General features: G+C 63.2%; 14 protein-coding genes. 4 read left to right on the top strand and 10 right to left on the bottom strand.

What is annotated here, in order from left to right:
• Window positions 1-29 precede the first annotated feature (29 nt).
• Window positions 30-941: a LysR family transcriptional regulator gene (locus F758_RS0104065; RefSeq protein ID WP_024506654.1), complete on the top strand. Its 912-nt coding sequence runs from the start codon at window positions 30-32 to the stop codon at window positions 939-941.
• Window positions 942-964: 23 nt separating this feature from the next.
• Here F758_RS0104065 and F758_RS0104060 read toward each other — a convergent pair whose 3' ends face one another.
• Together F758_RS0104060 and F758_RS0104055 are read right to left on the bottom strand one after the other, a co-directional pair.
• Entirely contained in the window at window positions 965-1,195 is a 231-nt protein-coding gene (locus F758_RS0104060) for a hypothetical protein (RefSeq protein ID WP_024506653.1), read from the bottom strand.
• Window positions 1,196-1,425: 230 nt separating this feature from the next.
• Window positions 1,426-2,727, bottom strand: a complete 1,302-nt coding sequence (locus F758_RS0104055) for a phospholipid carrier-dependent glycosyltransferase (protein WP_024506652.1) — start codon at window positions 2,725-2,727, stop codon at window positions 1,426-1,428.
• A gap of 302 nt (window positions 2,728-3,029) precedes the next feature.
• On the opposite strand from F758_RS0104055, the gene F758_RS0104050 reads away from it, so the two are divergent.
• A complete protein-coding gene (locus F758_RS0104050) occupies window positions 3,030-4,508 on the top strand; it encodes an MATE family efflux transporter (RefSeq protein WP_024506651.1) in 1,479 nt (492 codons plus the stop codon).
• A gap of 141 nt (window positions 4,509-4,649) precedes the next feature.
• Here the strand turns inward: F758_RS0104050 and F758_RS0104045 are convergent, their stop codons facing one another.
• The gene (locus tag F758_RS0104045; RefSeq protein WP_024506650.1) at window positions 4,650-5,081 is read right to left on the bottom strand and encodes a VOC family protein; all 432 of its coding nucleotides are present in this window, start codon (window positions 5,079-5,081) and stop codon (window positions 4,650-4,652) included.
• Window positions 5,082-5,333: 252 nt separating this feature from the next.
• Window positions 5,334-6,359 (bottom strand): alpha/beta hydrolase, encoded by a 1,026-nt coding sequence (locus F758_RS0104040; protein ID WP_024506649.1) that lies wholly within the window; start codon window positions 6,357-6,359, stop codon window positions 5,334-5,336.
• 247 nt (window positions 6,360-6,606) lie between these two features.
• Here F758_RS0104040 and F758_RS0104035 point away from each other — a divergent pair, with 247 nt between their 5' ends.
• Window positions 6,607-8,133, top strand: a complete 1,527-nt coding sequence (locus F758_RS0104035; protein WP_024506648.1) for an amidohydrolase family protein — start codon at window positions 6,607-6,609, stop codon at window positions 8,131-8,133.
• A 115-nt stretch (window positions 8,134-8,248) separates the two neighbouring features.
• Here F758_RS0104035 and F758_RS0104030 read toward each other — a convergent pair whose 3' ends face one another.
• Window positions 8,249-8,761 carry a cupin domain-containing protein gene (locus F758_RS0104030; RefSeq protein WP_024506647.1) on the bottom strand — a complete coding sequence of 171 codons (513 nt, stop codon included), beginning with the start codon at window positions 8,759-8,761 and terminating at the stop codon, window positions 8,249-8,251.
• Between the two features lie 141 nt (window positions 8,762-8,902).
• Between F758_RS0104030 and F758_RS0104020 the strand changes: the two genes are divergently transcribed.
• A complete protein-coding gene (locus F758_RS0104020) occupies window positions 8,903-9,121 on the top strand; it encodes a CsbD family protein (RefSeq protein WP_024506646.1) in 219 nt (72 codons plus the stop codon).
• Between the two features lie 155 nt (window positions 9,122-9,276).
• Here the strand turns inward: F758_RS0104020 and F758_RS0104015 are convergent, their stop codons facing one another.
• The 5 genes from F758_RS0104015 to ggt all read right to left on the bottom strand — a co-directional run bounded on the left by F758_RS0104015 (window position 9,277) and on the right by ggt (window position 15,689).
• Window positions 9,277-9,687 carry an FKBP-type peptidyl-prolyl cis-trans isomerase gene (locus F758_RS0104015; protein WP_502689123.1) on the bottom strand — a complete coding sequence of 137 codons (411 nt, stop codon included), beginning with the start codon at window positions 9,685-9,687 and terminating at the stop codon, window positions 9,277-9,279.
• A gap of 113 nt (window positions 9,688-9,800) precedes the next feature.
• Window positions 9,801-12,092: a xanthine dehydrogenase family protein molybdopterin-binding subunit gene (locus F758_RS0104010; RefSeq protein ID WP_024506644.1), complete on the bottom strand. Its 2,292-nt coding sequence runs from the start codon at window positions 12,090-12,092 to the stop codon at window positions 9,801-9,803.
• Window positions 12,093-12,094: 2 nt separating this feature from the next.
• Window positions 12,095-13,105 carry an FAD binding domain-containing protein gene (locus F758_RS0104005; protein WP_024506643.1) on the bottom strand — a complete coding sequence of 337 codons (1,011 nt, stop codon included), beginning with the start codon at window positions 13,103-13,105 and terminating at the stop codon, window positions 12,095-12,097.
• A gap of 4 nt (window positions 13,106-13,109) precedes the next feature.
• Window positions 13,110-13,730, bottom strand: a complete 621-nt coding sequence (locus F758_RS0104000) for a (2Fe-2S)-binding protein (RefSeq protein WP_024506642.1) — start codon at window positions 13,728-13,730, stop codon at window positions 13,110-13,112.
• Window positions 13,731-14,102: 372 nt separating this feature from the next.
• Window positions 14,103-15,689 carry a gamma-glutamyltransferase gene (gene ggt / locus F758_RS0103995; protein WP_024506641.1) on the bottom strand — a complete coding sequence of 529 codons (1,587 nt, stop codon included), beginning with the start codon at window positions 15,687-15,689 and terminating at the stop codon, window positions 14,103-14,105.
• Window positions 15,690-15,752: the final 63 nt, after the last annotated feature.

Genomic DNA, 15,752 nt, shown 5'->3' with positions numbered 1-15,752 from the left:
TTCGATATTCTTCATAGGATAACTGAATAATGCTCGATGGCGTAACGCTGCATCAATTGCAATGTTTCGAGGCGGTGGTCAGCACCGGCAGCTTCCAGGCCGCGGCCGAGAAGCTCAGGCGCTCGCAGCCGAGCGTCTCGGCATCGGTGAAGAACCTGGAAGCGCAGCTCAAGCTCAGCCTGCTCGACCGCGGCGGCTACCGGGTGAAGCTGACCGAAGCGGGGCGCTCGTTCTACGAGCGCACCCGGTTGTTCCTGAAAGATGCGGAACGATTAGCCAGCCATGCCGCCCAGCTTGCGATGGGCGAAGAGAGCGAGTTGCGCGTGGTGATCGGGGACGTCAGCCCCCTTCCGGAGACGCTGGCACTGTTGCGCAGCTTTTTCGACCGTTGTCCTTCGACCAGGCTCAATCTCTATTTCGAATCGATCTCGGGCCCGGTCGAGCGCCTGCTCGATGGCGAGGCCGATCTCATCCTGCATCACGTCGACAAGGCCGACCCGCGGCTTGAATTCGTCGACCTCTTCACGGTGAAGATCGTGCCGGTGGTCGCGCCGAATTTCCTACGCTTTCCAATCGGGAAATCGATCACGCCGGAGCAAATGCGCGACTACGTGCAATGCGTGATCCGCGACAGCGCCCGCCATTCACCGCCGCGCGACTATTTTCTGGTCGAAGGCGCGCGAAGCTGCACCGTCAGCGACCAGTTGATGAAACGCGAGCTCATTTTGCAGGGCATGGGCTGGGGTCACCTGCCGCATTACCTGGTCGCGCGCGACCTGCGGGAGAAGCGACTGCTGCCGATCACCGGAACCCATTTCCGTGGGGGCGAGGCCGAGCTTGTCGCGGCGCGGTTGCGTCATGCGCCCCACGGCCCCGTCGCTACCCGGCTCTGGCGATTCATTGCCGAACAGGCGGCTCGGATCGTACCGTCGAAGAGATGAACGGCCGATGCTGCGGGCGCGCCTTATGGCTTCGGCTTGATGCCGATGCTCCCCGCTGCGACGTCCGGCTCGCAGGACGCCCTGCCGCGCCCCTGCGCCTCGCATTTGTAGATCTTGCCGGTGAGACGGTCGACCAGCCAGGCGCTGTCTTCGGTCGGACCTTCGATTCCGACATAACGAGCGCCCACGGCGGTGATCAGGGTGGACAGCAGGATCGCCACCGCGATCATGGCGGCGCCGATCAGGACCGACATTGAGGTGATGGATCCCGCCCGCTCGGTGGTGCCGGCGCGATAACCTTGATAGTCACTCGGTCGCTTGGGAGAAAACACGGCTTGCGTCAGTTCTTATTGGTCTTAGGACCGCCGCTGTTAGGGGCGCATCTGGGTGATTTGTTGTCGCAAGACGGCCGCTTTTAAGACCGCGGCTCGAAAGATGCCGCTGCGCTCCCTCTCCCCGCTCTTCGTGGCGAAACGCGAACATCCTAAATCCAGCTCTGGAACAGCATCAGCCGGTTGAAGGTCGCCATCGACGTGCCGACGAACGCCGCCGAAATCGGCAGCATCGCCGCAAAGCCCGCACCTGCCATTACCACGTAGGCCCATAGCGCCCAGCGCGGCATTCCCTGCCGCGTCAGTGCGTAGACCAGCGCAAGCGAGGCCGTTGTCGCCGACGGCAGATAATAATAAAGAAAGCCGAGCGTGCGCGGCAGGAGGGCCCAGGCCAGATACGGCCCGAAATAGAACGCGAGGATCAGGAACGCGTCTGCCCGGCGCGTCGCGATCCAGTCACGCAGGCAAACGAGCAGCGCAAGCAGCGCCGGCCATAGCACCACGGGATTGCCGAGCAGCACGATCGCCGCGGCCGTGTCGTCCTCGACCTTATCGAACAGGTACCAGACCGGACGGATCAGAAACGGCCAGGACGGCCACGAACTCATATAGGTGTGGCCAGCGATCGCACTGGTGGTGTTGTCGGCAAAGATGCGCTGCTGGGCTTCGAGAATGTCGGATGGGGACGGACCATAAAGCACGACGAAGCTCAAGAGATAAGCGAGCGCGGGAAGACAAACGAAGCATGCGGCGAAATGAAAAGCCCTGAAGTCCGGCCAGAGGTCCGGCCGATACCAGTCGCCGGAATTTCCGTCCGCAAACGCGGTACGCCAGCCCTGCATCAGCCTGATGATCGCGATGATGACGATAGCGGTCGCAAGGGGGAACAATCCGCTCCATTTGCAGGCAGCCGCGAATCCGAAGGCGAGGCCCGAGGCTGCGAAATAGATGTGAGGGCGGACCTTGCGGTAACCATGCATGAAAGCCGCTATGCCGCATAGCGAAAAGCCGAGCGCAAAGATGTCGAGCATCGCGATGCGCGATTGCACGAACAGCATCTGGTTGAAGAGAGCGATCAGGCTTGCGGCAATCGCCGGCGCCTGCCCGGAAAATAGTGCGAGCGCGCCGAGATAGATCGCGACCAGGCAGAGCGCGCCGAACAGGGCAGCCGGATAGCGCCAGGCGAACGCATTATCGCCGAAGATACGGATCGACGACGCGATGATTTGCTTACCGAGCGGCGGATGCATTGGATTGAGCATCGGCTCGCGGATGACCGGCTCAAGCATCTGCCGCGCCGCCGGCACGTAATGCGCTTCGTCGAACACGAATTTTTCCGGCGTGCTCAGTCCTACAATAAACGCGGCATGCGCGATCAGGAAAATGAAGACCGAGACGACGCCGCATGCCACGACGGAGAGGTTCGAAGCAGGGGACTCGCGCGCACTGTTCACGGGACTGATCACACAGCCGACGGTATCGCAATGGCATCGAGTGTGGACGAGCGGGATTTATCTGTCGATTGCGTTGAACCGGTTTTGCGCTTGCCGCCGGTGAGGGATCGGCGCACGAGTTGCGCCTGTGACAAAATTACAACATCAGAGCGATAGACCCTGCTCCCTTGCGGAAGGAAGCAGGCGGCGCCCCCAGCCCTACGCGATCGTGAGCGATCGTATATTGCATTATGGTCATCATAATGCATTGTGACCATCATATAAAGATCGAGCCTGACCGACTTGAACGAAGCTGAACCGAAATGACCGATGCGACTGAAGCGCTGCCACGCGTGATCGAGCGGGATGCGGCGCGCGACGAGGGAACCGACTCGAACTCCAGCTCCCCTGCCCCCAAATCGCCCTCTCCCCCATCGCTCCTGCACGCCCGCAACGAGGCGCGGCGCGCGGCGCTGCTGACCGGCCCGGTGCTGCCGACGCTCTTGAAACTGGCGTTGCCCACGGTTGTGGTGCTGGTGGCGCAGACCGCGGTCAATATCGCCGAGGCCTATTATGTCGGCTTTCTCGGCACCGATGCGCTCGCAGGCGTGGCGCTGGTGTTTCCCGTATTCATGCTGATGACCATGATGTCGAACGGCGGGCTCGGCAGCGGCGTGTCCTCGGCAGTGGCGCGCGCCGTCGGCGCGGGCCGAAAGGAGGACGCCGATGCACTGCTCTTCCACGCTATTGTTCTTGCAATCGTGGTCGGCGCGCTGTTCTCGCTTGCGACGATCTGGGGTGGCCCGCATCTCTACCGGGCTCTCGGCGGTCGCGGCGAGGCGCTGCAAGCCGCCCTGAGATATTCCAACTATCTATTTGCCGGGGCGATCCCGGTGTGGATCGTGAATTTTCAGGCCGGCGCGCTGCGCGGGTCCGGCAATGTACGGGTTCCCGCCACGGTCACACTGGTCGGCGCCTTGGTCCTGATTCCGCTGTCGCCCATCCTGATCTTTGGACTTGGCGGACTGCCGCGCCTCGGCATTGCGGGCGCGGGCATTGCCTTCGCCGTTTACTATTGCGGGGCGATGCTGTTCTTGCTGCGCTATATGGCAAGCGGCCGCGCGGGCCTGAGGCTCGGGATCGTTCCGCTGCAGCGCCGCCTATTCGCCGACATTCTGCACGTCGGCGTGCCGACCGCCGTCAATTCCGTGCTCACCAATCTCACCGTCATTCTGGTCACCGGCGCGGTCGGACTGTTCGGCACCACCGCGCTCGCGGCCTATGGCATCGCCTCGCGGCTGGATTACATCCTGATCCCGATCCTGTTCGGGTTGTGCACGGCGACGCTGACCATGGTCGGCATCGCCGTCGGCGCCGGTGACATCGCGCGCGCCAGGCGGATCGCCTGGATCGCGAGCGCGGCGGGTGTGACGCTGACGGGCACCATCGGTCTCATCGTCGCCGCCTATCCGCCACTCTGGCTCACGCTGTTCAGTCATGACGTCGAGGTGCTGCACATCGGCACCACCTATCTGCGCATCGTCGCTCCCACCTACGCGGCGCTCGGTTTCGGCTTCGTGCTCGGCTTTGCCGCGCAAGGCGCCGGGCACGTGCTCTGGCCGTTTGTCGCCTCCAGCCTGCGCATCCTGATCGCGGCGGGCTGCGGCTGGTTCGTGGTGACGTCCCTCGGGGCCGGCATGACGGGCTTGGCGGGCATGGTCGCGGCATCGCTGATTGCCTATGCCGCGATCTGCTCCCTGATCATGCTCTCGCGCGCGGTGTGGCTGCCGGCGCGGGGTTAACGCGCACCAGGCGCTGTACGATGGGCTGCGCGGAAGCGAAACCCATCGAACCGCCCGTGAGCATGATGCGTTTCGCTTTGCTCGACCGATCCCACGTCGGACGAAATCTTCATTGGAAATCTTCTTGCGGCCGTGAACAGGTCAGGCGGTCGCCTGGCTCGCCTGAGCCTTCCGCGCGGCCTCGACATCCATCCACATCACTTCCCAGATATGGCCATCGGGATCCTCCAGGCTCCGGCCGTACATGAGGCCGAAATCCTGCTTCGGCGAAGGGTCGGCGGTGCCGCCCGCGCGCTGCCCCTTACTGATGATGTCGTCGACCGCCTCGCGGCTGTCGGCGGAGAGGCAAATCAGGACCTCACTCGAAGCCTTGGCGTCGGCGATCTGCTTCGGCGTGAATTGCCGGAATTTGTCGTGGGTCAGCAGCATCGCATGGATCGTGTCGGAAAACACCATGCAGGCCGCGGTGTCATCGCTGAACTGCGGATTCTTGGTCGCACCGATCGCCTGATAAAAGACGGTGGCGCGGGCAAGATCGCTCACCGGCAGATTAACGAAAATCAGCTTGGTCATCATGGTCTCCGTGGGGTTGCGCACGGCCTAAGGACGGACGGCCAGCTCAGGTCCCGACAGGGGATCTGAAATTTTTCCGGGCGCCATTGCTCGGTGGGGGTATCGGTGCGAACCGGCTCCGCCCCTCAGCCGTCATCGTCCACGAAAACGGATGATGACGTATTCAGAAGTAGTCTTGATAGAGGCGAACCGCCTCGGCGTACCGGATACCCCCGCATGCGCGGGGTATGACGATCGTGTCGCGCGACGATGCTAGGTCGCAATCGGCGTCGGCATGGTCAGAAATGCCCGCGTCGCGTGCCAGAACAATTGGCGGTTGATGGCGAGCACGACCGAATGAGCCGTGCCCGGCAGGATCACGAATTGGCGGTCGCCATTCGGCAGCTTGTTGAAAAACTCTTCGAGATCAGGGACGGCTGCGATCCCATCATATTCGCCGCGCAGCAACAGCACCGGCGCCAGCACTTTCTCCGGCAGCACCACGGGCAGGTTCGCGGTCATATCGAGATAGGTGCCGGTCGGGATCTGATCGCCGAACTGCAATTCCACATCGGCAAGCGCCTCGATCACGGCGGGATCGCTGGTGCCCGGCCTGTCGCGGGTAGCGATCGAGCGGATCATGTCGCGGTCGCGCTTGCGCATGTTGTGCGAGCGATAGTAGTCCGATTGCTCGGCGCGCTTCTTCAGCGTCGGCGAACCTTCACCCTTGTAGGTGAACGCGGCGAACACCAGGCGATCGATGCGGTCGGGCGCGGCCATGGCATAAGCGCCGGCGCGCAACGCGCCGGAGGACTCCCCGACAAAGTGGAATTTCTTCTGTCCGGTCTCACGGGTGACGACCTCGGCGGCGGCTTTGAGATCCTCGACGCCACTTGCAACATCTGAATTGCCCGAGGTGCGCCCCGACTTGCCGTAATTCTCGTGATCCATGGTCCAGCAGTCGAAGCCATAGCGGGCGAACTCGTTCATGACCGAATATTCGCCCTTGCCGGGCACCGAAAGATCGAACACCCGCGAGGTGACGGAGGAGCCGTGAACAAAGAACACGACCGGCCGCGCCGGGTCGCCGGCTTTGGGCGCCCCTATCCGCTTGCGGAACATCCATAAGGGCACCTCGCCCTTTTTGGCCCAATATTCGCTGCTCCAGATCTCGCCGCCGTCCGCTGCGTCCGGCTCCGCGGCATCCGCCGGCGTCGCGCCCATTGCACTTGCCGCCATACCCGCCCCGATGCTCTTGATGACGGCACGGCGCGCCAGGGTGGGTTCAGACTGCGTCATCCCTGTTCTCCCAGTGGGTTCGGTTTCTTCGTCCGATCCTCTTGCGACGATAACACAGGCGTTAATAGCTGCGAAAGCCGCCGGGCATTGCGTGGTTGCCAAAAGAGCGATTCACAATCCGCTGTGGCGGCACACGCGCTTGTGACATCGACGGCCAAACACAGCGCGGACGGAACGCGCGACCTCAGCTTAGTCTCGCACGCGACGCCCGACCGGAAAAATCCGGCGGATGCAAGGGAGTGAAGCCATGAGCAGCCAATTGACCGAAGAAGAACTTGCGGCGCTGATGCCATCGGAATTCTGCCAGCACCGGACGCCGATTCCGACCCAGATCGTGTCCAGCGACGAATTCTATCCCGATCCTCAGAACGAGCGGCAGCGCGAGGTCGAGGCACGGCTGCTCGCCATGGCCGACGAGCTCGGCGGCGAGCACGGCCTCAGCCGCCGCCGCTTCTTCCAGACGGCGGCCGGCATGGCCGCCTCTTTCCTCGCGATGAATGAGGTCTATGGCCCATTGTTCGACGTGACACGCGCCGAAGCCGCAACGCCCGCGATGGCCGATGAGCGGGCGAACGCCTTGAAAGACCAGTTCATCATGGACATGCACACGCATTTCCTGCGCGACGACACCCGCATCACCACTTTTCTGGAGATGCGCAAAGCGGTCGGCAAGGCCGGCTGGAACAAGGAACTCGCCGAGCACGAGCAGACCGTCGATGATCTGAAATTCAACAACTACAAGAAGGAGATCTTCCTGGATTCCGACACCAAGATCGCGCTGATCTCCTCTGCCCCGTCCGATATCGAGCGCGACTGGTTCTTGACCAACGAGCAGATGGCGGACGCCCGCAAGAAGATCAACGAGGAGGCCGGCTCGCGGCGCCTGTTCTGCCACGCCATCTTCACGCCGGGGCAGCCGGGGTGGCTCGACAAGCTCGATGCGGCGCTCGCGCTCAAGCCGGAGTCCTGCAAGGGCTACACCATCGGCGACAACACGCACAAGGACATCAGCCGCTATCCCTGGCGCATGGATGACGAAAAGGTCGCCTACAAGGGCTATGAAAAAATGGTGCAAGCAGGCATCAAGAACGTCTGCGTGCACAAGGGGCTGTTCCCGCCGGGCGTCGAAAAGCAGTTTCCGAACTTGCGCGGCTTTGCCGACGTCGCCGATGTCGGGCAGGCGGCCAAGGACTGGCCGCAGCTCAACTTCATCATCTATCACTCCGCCTATCGGCATGTCGGCGGCGATCCGAAGGTAGCACTCGCCGAATTCGAGCGCACCGGGCGCATCGCCTGGACCAGCGATCTCGCCGAGATTCCGGAGCAATATGGCGTCAGCAACGTCTATGGCGATGTCGGTCAGTTGTTCGCGACGACGCTCGTTGCGGAGCCGAATGTCTGCGCGGCGCTGATGGGCATTCTCATCAAGGGACTCGGTGTCGATCACGTCTGCTGGGGCACGGACGCGCTGTGGACCGGCGCGCCGCAATGGCAGATCGAGGGATTACGGCGGCTGGAAATTCCGGAAGTGATGCAGAAGCAGTTCGGGTTTGCCCCGCTCGGCCCCGCCGACGGGCCTGTGAAGAGCGCGATCTTCGGCGACAACAATGCGAGGCTCTACAACATCCAGCCCAAGCACACGATGAACGAAATAAAGGACGACCGTTTCGCGCTGATGAAGGCGGAGTATGAGAAGCTCGGCCCCGAACCGTCCAACACGCGCTATGGTTATGTGGTGCCGAACGGCCCGATCGATCATAGCGTGTTTGCGTAGCCTTGCATCGTCGTTCCGGGACATGCGCTTCGCGCGTGGACCCGGGATCTGGAGGTTGCGGCGCGAGATTCCGGGTTCGCTGCTAACGCGTCGCCCCGGAATGGCGGTCAGCGCGTCACTTCTTCTCCGCGGGATCGCGGTGCACGGGGTCGACCCACAAGACCGTCTCCGGCTTCTCGACCGGCTCGATGTCGAGATTGATCGCGACCGCCTCGCCGTCGCTGCGCACCAGCACGCATTCCAGCACCTCGTCACGGCTGGCATTGATCTCCTGATGCGGCACGTAAGGCGGCACGAAGATGAAGTCGCCGGGGCCGGCTTCCGCGGTGAACTGCAGCGTCTCGCCCCAGCGCATCCGCGCCTTGCCCTTCACCACATAGATGATGCTCTCGAGATGACCATGATGATGCGCGCCGGTTTTGGCATCCGGCTTGATGCTGACCGTGCCCGCCCACAATTTCTGGGCGCCGACGCGGGCGAAATTGATCGCCGCCTTGCGGTCCATGCCTGGCGTCGAGGGCACGTTGGGATCGAGCTGGTTGCCGGGGATGACGCGGACGCCGTCATGCTTCCAGCGTTCCATGTCGTGGTCGTGCGAATGCGGGTGGTCGTGATGATCAGAAGTCATTGCGCTGCTTTCGATGGGCGCTGCTGTCGATGGAGTTCCGCCAGCACCGTACAGAAATCCAACGTTTCAAGCCAGCGGATGGGAAGAACTTTTTTGCAGGCAAAACGTTGATTTTTCGGACCAATCAGGAGGAGAATTTTTATGGGAAGCACCGCTGACAAGGTGAAAGGCACTGCCAACGAAGCAATGGGCAAGGCGAAGCAGGGCGTCGGCGAAGCCACCGATTCGGACAAGCTCAAGGGCGAAGGCGCGATGCAGGAAGTGAAGGGCAAAGGCCAGAAGACCGTGGGCGAGGCCAAGGAAGCCACCAAGGAGACGATCGATCGCGCGGCAGCGGCCGCAAAGCGCGGCGCGGACTAGCGTGATAAGTTGGTTTATCTGAACGAGACCGGCCGAAAGGCCGGTTTCTTTTTTGACCTCGTCCCGGCCGATTACGTCTCGCGCGCACCCGCTTTTGCTAAAGTTTCGGCAGACAAGAGCCGGGTGACACAGCGCCGCGGAGTCCGCAATTCCGGCTACTTCACCGCCAGCAGTTCGACGTCGAACATCAACGTCGCGTTCGGCGGGATGACGCCGCCAGCGCCGCGCGCGCCGTAGCCAAGCGACGGCGGAATGACCAGGGTGCGCTTGCCGCCGACCTTCATGGTAGCGACGCCTTCGTCCCAACCCGCGATCACCTTGTGCTGCCCGATCGGAAACTCGAACGGCTCGTTACGGTCAACGGAGGAATCGAACTTCTTGCCCTTCTGCCCATTCTCGTAGAGCCAGCCGGTGTAATGCATCACGCAAATCTGGCCGGGCTTGGGCGAGGCTCCGGTGCCGACCTTGGTGTCGATGATCTGCAGGCCCGATGGTGTGGTCACGGCTTTTCCTGTGTTCTGGGCGGAAGCGAGGGTCGGCACAAACAGCATCGCGACGAAGACCATCACTGATGCGACCAGAATTCTTGCACGCGACATCGCTCACCACCTTCCTTGTTCGAAAACGCGGCAGGTGTTTAGCGCAACAAAGCCAGCGTGACCACCTTCTGGAGTGATATCTACACCTCGATCTTCTCCAGCCGCACTGGCAGCTTGCGGATGCGCTGGCCGGTGGCGTTGTAGATCGCGTTGCAAACGGCGGCTGCGGTGCCGACATTGCCGAGTTCGCCAAGTCCCTTCACGCCCGCGGGATCGATATGTTCGTCGGTCTCGGAGAGCAGGATCACGTCGACGCTCGGCGTGTCCGCATTCACCGGGACGAGGTAATCGGCAAGATTGTCATTCACATAGCGCGCATAGCGCTCGTCGAGCTCGGTCGCCTCGAACAGCGCTGACGACATGCCCCAGATCAACCCGCCCATGAGCTGGCTGCGCGCCGTGCGCGGATTCATGATGCGGCCCGCCGCAAAGGCACCGACAAGGCGCGGTACGCGAATTTCGTGGGTGAACCTGTTCACCCTCAACTCGACGAATTCCGCGCCGAAGGCATAAGCGATCTTGCCGCCCAGATCAGGGCCGCCGACCATGCGCACGAGGCCACTGTGCAGCGCTTGCAATGAGTCCTTCGGCGCGCCTTCCGGCTTCCATTCGCCATATTCCTCGATCGCGCTGACGCCGAGCGCATCGAACGCTTTCTCTCGGTCGAGCGGCTGACCGCTCTGCTCCGCCTTGCTTGCCGGCGTCTGACCAACGCCCACCGTCTCCTTGGCCTTGTCCGCCAGCGTCTCGTTCGGCATCAGCGCCTGGAACAGGCGATGCCGGATCTGGTCGCACACCGTGATCACGGCCGAGCAGGTGCTCGCGGTCGAGTTCGAGCCGCCCGCAACGGGCGCCGGCGGCAGGCGCGTGTCGCCAAGCGAGACCGACACCTTCTCATAAGGAATCCCCAGCCGTTCCGCGGCGGCCTGCGCGATCACGGTGTACGCCCCGGTGCCGAGGTCGTGGCCGGCGATCTCGACCCGTGCGCGACCGTCGCGCTGCAGCCGCACCCGCGCCGCCGCCGCACCCATTTGCGTCGGGTAGCAGGCGGTCGCGCAGCCATAGCCGATCAGCCAATCGCCGTCGGCAAGCGATTTCGGCGTCGCCGCGCGCTTGTCCCAGCCGAAGGTCTTGGCGCCCTCGTCGAAACAGGCCATCAGCGAACGCGAGGTATAGGGCTTGCCGGAAATCGGCTCCTTGGTGGTATCGTTGACGCGGCGCAGCTCGATGGGGTCCATCTTCAGCTCCACCGCAAGCTCGTCCATCGCGCTTTCCAGCGCGAACACATAGGGCACTTCGGGCGGCGAGCGCATGAAACCCGGTGTGTTGCGGTCGGCGCGCACGATGGACACCAGGCTGTCGACATTCGGACAAGCATAGAGGCGCGTCGTGGTCTTGGTGCCGCCGACGCAATAGGCGTCGGCGCGCGAGGAAATCTCCTCGCCTTCATGGCGCAGCGCGACCAGTCTGCCGTCCCGACTTGCGCCGATCTGGATGTCATGGCGCGTCTCGGCACGATAGGTCGCAATGGTAAACCCCTGATCGCGGCTTGCGACCAGCTTCACCGGCCGGTTCAGCCGCCGGGCGAGGGAGGCGATGATCGCGGTGCGCGGCGTGGTCGAGCCCTTGGACCCGAAGGCGCCACCGACATAGGCATTGATCACCCGCACCTTGTCGGCATCGATGCCGAGCTGCTGGGCGACGCCGTTCTTCAGCCCGTAGACGAACTGGCTCGGTTCGTAGATCGTGAGCTGATCACCGTTCCACACGCAGCTGGTGGCAAACAGCTCCATGGGATTGTGGTGCTGCGTCGGCGTCTCGTAAGTCGCGGTGAACTTTACCTCGGCCTGATCGAAGGCGTTGGCGAAGTCGCCGACCTTCGGATCCTCCTTGAACATCGCGTTCTGACCCTTGGCGCGCGCCGACGTGGTGCCGGGCGAATCGAACGTCGTGGTCGGCGTCTCCGCCGTGTATTTCACCTTGACGCGATGCGCTGCATCGCGCGCCGCCTCAAAGGTCTCGGCGACAACCACGGCCACGATCTCGCCTTCATGCGCAATCTCGGGCGAATTGAGCGGAACGATCGTGGTGGACGCATAGCCGCCATTGCTGAAGAATTTTATCTCCTTCAGTTTCTCTGCATTCTCATGCGTGAAGATATCGATCACCCCGCGCATGGTCTTGGCCTCGGTAAGATCAAAACCGTCAATGCGGCCCTTGGCGATGCTGCTGGTGACGAGATAGGCGTAAGCCGGATTGGCGAGCGGGACGTCCGCGGCATATTGCGCGTGTCCGGTCACTTTGGCGACGCCGTCATAGCGCGGCACCGGCTGGCCCATATTGGCTTTTGGCGCGGGAGCGGCGGTCGACATGGTCACACCTCCATCGTTGCGGCCTGGTACAGCGCCCGCGCCACCACGCGCTTGCCGAGCGCGATCTTGAAGGCGTTGTGATGGCGCGGCGTCGCGCCAGCAAAGGCGGCATCCGCGACGCGCTCGGCCAGCGCGTCGTCGAATTTCTGCTCCTTCAGCAGCCCTTCCGCCTCACGCGCCCGCCATGGCACGGTCGCGACGCCGCCGAGCGCCAGGCGCGCGTCGCGCACGACGCCGTTTTGCATGTCGAGCGCGACCGCTGCCGAGGCCAATGCGAACTCATAGGACTGCCGGTCGCGCGCTTTGAGATATACTGAGCGGGGCCAACGGCCGGGAATCATGAAGCCCGAGATCAGCTCGCCCGGCGCAAGCGTCGTCTCGATCTGCGGTGAGTTACCCGGCTGCCTGTGCAGTTGCGCGAACGCAATGCTGCGCGTGCCCGATTTGCCGATGATCTCCACGGTGCCGTCCAGCGCAATCAGGCTCTGCGCGAAATCGCCCGCATACGTCGCGATGCATTGGTCTGATGTACCGAGCACCGCATGCATGCGGTTGACGCCCTCCATCGCTGCGCAGCCCGAGCCGGGATTGCGCTTGTTGCAATTGCCATAGCTGATGTCGCGGAAATAGGTGCAGCGCGTGCGCTGCAGAACATTGCCCCCGAGCGTCGCCATGTTGCGCAATTGCGCGCTCGCGGCGAGTTTGAGCGAGTCCGCGACAACGGGATAAGCCTTCTGGATTTCCGGATGAGCGGCAACATCCGCCATCCGGGCCATCGCACCCAAGCGCAAATTCTCGCCCTCGAGATTGATCTGCGACCACGCACCCGACAGCGGATTGATGTCGATCACGGTGCTTGGCCGCATGACATCGAGCTTCATCAGATCGATCAGCGTGGTGCCGCCCGCGAGCGCCTGCACCGGCGCTTCCGTAACATTGTTCCCGCCGCTCGCGGCTAAGGCCTGCATGGCGGCTGAGGGATCATTGGCACTTTGAAAGACGAACGGTTGCATCGGGCTAGCCTTTCAGGATTTCGGGCGCGGCCTGTTTGATGGCCGCAACGATGTTCGGATAGGCGGCGCAGCGGCAGATGTTTCCGCTCATATACTCGCGGATGTCGTCGTCGCTATTGGCGTGTCCCTCTTTCACGCAAGCGACCGCCGACACGATCTGTCCCGGCGTGCAATAGCCGCACTGGAAAGCGTCCTGATCGATGAAGGCTTGCTGCATCGGATGCAGCTTGTCGCCATCGGCGAGACCTTCGATGGTCGTGATCTCGTGACCTTGCGCGACAAGCGCGAGCGTGAGGCACGACAGCACCCGACGGCCGTCGATCAACACCGTACAGGCGCCGCACTGGCCGTGGTCGCAGCCCTTCTTGCTGCCGGTGAATCCGAGCCGCTCGCGCAGCGCATCCAGCACCGTGGTGCGCGCGTCGAGATTAAGTTGCCTGTTCTGGCCGTTGACCCTCAGCGTGAGGTCGACGGGAAGTTGCGGATCTTGCGCCGCGCTTGGCGTTGCCGCCGGTCCCGCGGCACGCGCGGTGAGAGGCGCCGCCACGGCCGTTCCCGCGGCTGCGGCCATGAAGGCGCGGCGATTGAAACCCGATGCGTTGGAGGAAGAGGATTTGTCGGACATGGACGGCCTCCGCCGCTGAAAATAGAAGCGGCGCGCACGCCTGCGCGCCTGCCCGTCCTAACTAGGGATAACCGGCCCCGTTCCGCGGACGCGCCTGCGCCGCGACGAATTAAGCGACTGAGCTTTTCAACTTTCGCTGATGGAACGAAGGTTCCGGCGTGCACGGCACGTGCCCTACAATCGCGAGGGCGCGGTCCCCCATGGTGCTGAGATTCATGCAAGCCGCTGGAGCAATCTCGTTCACCTCTCCCGATGGGAGAGGTCGGACCGCATCGAATGATGCGATCCGGGTGAGGGGTTACGGTCCCTCGAGAGAGCAGCGGCCTCGCCGGCGGCTGCTCTCCCGCTTTGACAACAATAATCCAGCGCGCCTCAATAACCCAGCGCGCAGCCGTCTTTGCGGGGATCGGAACCGCCGGTGAGCGTGCCCTTCTCCCAGTCGATCCAGATCGCCTGTCCGCCGCCGAGCGGCGAGACGACGCTGGTGGTCTTGTGCCCGAGCTTCTTGAGGCCTTCGACGACCTCAGCCGGCACGCCATCCTCGAGCTGGTAGACGCCTTCGTAATGCAGGCCGCGCGGCATATCGATCGCCTCCTGCACGTCGCAGCCATAGTCGAGCATGTTGGTCAACACATGAACCTGACCGACCGGCTGGTACTGCCCGCCCATCACGCCGAACGGCATCAGGGCACGGCCATTCTTCGTCACGAGGCTCGGAATGATCGTGTGCAGCGGCCGCTTGCCGCCGGCGATGCAGTTGGGATGGCCGGGCTGGATGCGGAAACCGCCGGCACGGTTCTGCAGCAGCACGCCGGTCTTGTTGGAGACGATGGCGGAGCCGAAGGCATGCGCGATGGAATTGATGAAGGAGCAGGCGTTGCGATCCTTATCCACCACTGTGACGTAAATGGTCGACGGGTTCATTGGCGGCGCCACATTGGGCAGCTCGAGCACGCCATCCATGCGGATGCGGCTGATGTATTCTTCGGCGAATTCTTTCGCCAGAATCTTTGCCACATCCACCTTCATATGGGCGGGATCCGCGACGTTTTCCTCGCGGATCATGTAAGCGATGCGCGCGGCTTCCGCCTCGAGATGGAAGCGCCCGACGCTAACAGGCGCAAATTTCCTAAGATCGAAGCGCGAGAGGATGTTGAGCATCACCAGCATGGTGATACCGGGCCCATTGGGCGGGCACTGCCAGACGTCGAGGCCCTTATAGAGGGTGCCGATCGGCGAGGTCACTTCGGTGGTGTGGGCCGCGAAGTCCTCCAGTGTGTGCAGGCCGCCGATGCCGCGCAGCGTCTCCACCATGTCTTCGGCGATCTCGCCGGTGTAGAAGGCGTCGCGGCCCCTGGCGGCAATCGCGCGCAGGGTCTTGCCGAGCTCGGGCTGGCGGATCACGTCGCCGGCGACGGCGGGCTTGCCTTGCGGCAGGAGATAGCGCTCGGCGTTGGTACCCTTTTTCAGTTTCTCGAATTGGTTCTTCCAGTCGAAGGCGACGCGCGGCGCGACGACGTAGCCCTCCTCCGCTGCCTTGATCGCCGGCTGCAGCAGGCGGTCGAGGCCGAACTTGCCGTAATCGCGCAAAATGGTTTCCCAGGCATCGATCGCGCCGGGGACGCTCACCGCATGCGCCGAAGTCAGTGGCACCGCGCGGATGCCGCGCTCCAGGTACCAATCGGCGTTCGCCGCCTTTGGCGCGCGGCCCGAGCCGTTATAGGCCGTGATCTTGCCCTCGCCGCGAGGCTGGATCAGCGCAAAGCAATCGCCGCCGATGCCGGTCGATTGCGGCTCGATCACGCCTAGGAGCGCGCAGGCCGCAACCGCAGCGTCCGCCGCGGTGCCGCCCGCTTTGAGCACCTCGATCGCCGCCAGCGCTGCTTGCGGATGCGACGTCGCCACCATCGCGTTTTGGGCATGGACCGTGGAGCGGCCGGCGAGTTGGAAATTCCTCATAAACAGGCTCACTTTAGCGTTGTTTTCCGGCGACTTGGCGGCGGAACCGCGCTTTCATGACAC

It is taken from the genome of Bradyrhizobium sp. ARR65 (assembly GCF_000472385.1).
Taxonomy (GTDB): domain Bacteria; phylum Pseudomonadota; class Alphaproteobacteria; order Rhizobiales; family Xanthobacteraceae; genus Bradyrhizobium.
Note: the sequence above shows the minus strand (reverse complement) of the source record. Positions and strands in the feature narration are given on the sequence as shown.

Coding starts and splice junctions, on each gene's coding strand:
- F758_RS0104065 (WP_024506654.1), top strand. CDS start 30: ATGCTCGATGGCGTAACGCTGCATCAATTGCAATGTTTCGAGGCGGTG.
- F758_RS0104060 (WP_024506653.1), bottom strand. CDS start 1,195: ATGTCGGTCCTGATCGGCGCCGCCATGATCGCGGTGGCGATCCTGCTG.
- F758_RS0104050 (WP_024506651.1), top strand. CDS start 3,030: ATGACCGATGCGACTGAAGCGCTGCCACGCGTGATCGAGCGGGATGCG.
- F758_RS0104045 (WP_024506650.1), bottom strand. CDS start 5,081: ATGACCAAGCTGATTTTCGTTAATCTGCCGGTGAGCGATCTTGCCCGC.
- F758_RS0104040 (WP_024506649.1), bottom strand. CDS start 6,359: ATGACGCAGTCTGAACCCACCCTGGCGCGCCGTGCCGTCATCAAGAGC.
- F758_RS0104035 (WP_024506648.1), top strand. CDS start 6,607: ATGAGCAGCCAATTGACCGAAGAAGAACTTGCGGCGCTGATGCCATCG.
- F758_RS0104030 (WP_024506647.1), bottom strand. CDS start 8,761: ATGACTTCTGATCATCACGACCACCCGCATTCGCACGACCACGACATG.
- F758_RS0104020 (WP_024506646.1), top strand. CDS start 8,903: ATGGGAAGCACCGCTGACAAGGTGAAAGGCACTGCCAACGAAGCAATG.
- F758_RS0104015 (WP_502689123.1), bottom strand. CDS start 9,687: ATGGTCTTCGTCGCGATGCTGTTTGTGCCGACCCTCGCTTCCGCCCAG.
- F758_RS0104010 (WP_024506644.1), bottom strand. CDS start 12,092: ATGTCGACCGCCGCTCCCGCGCCAAAAGCCAATATGGGCCAGCCGGTG.
- F758_RS0104005 (WP_024506643.1), bottom strand. CDS start 13,105: ATGCAACCGTTCGTCTTTCAAAGTGCCAATGATCCCTCAGCCGCCATG.
- F758_RS0104000 (WP_024506642.1), bottom strand. CDS start 13,730: ATGTCCGACAAATCCTCTTCCTCCAACGCATCGGGTTTCAATCGCCGC.
- ggt (WP_024506641.1), bottom strand. CDS start 15,689: ATGAGGAATTTCCAACTCGCCGGCCGCTCCACGGTCCATGCCCAAAAC.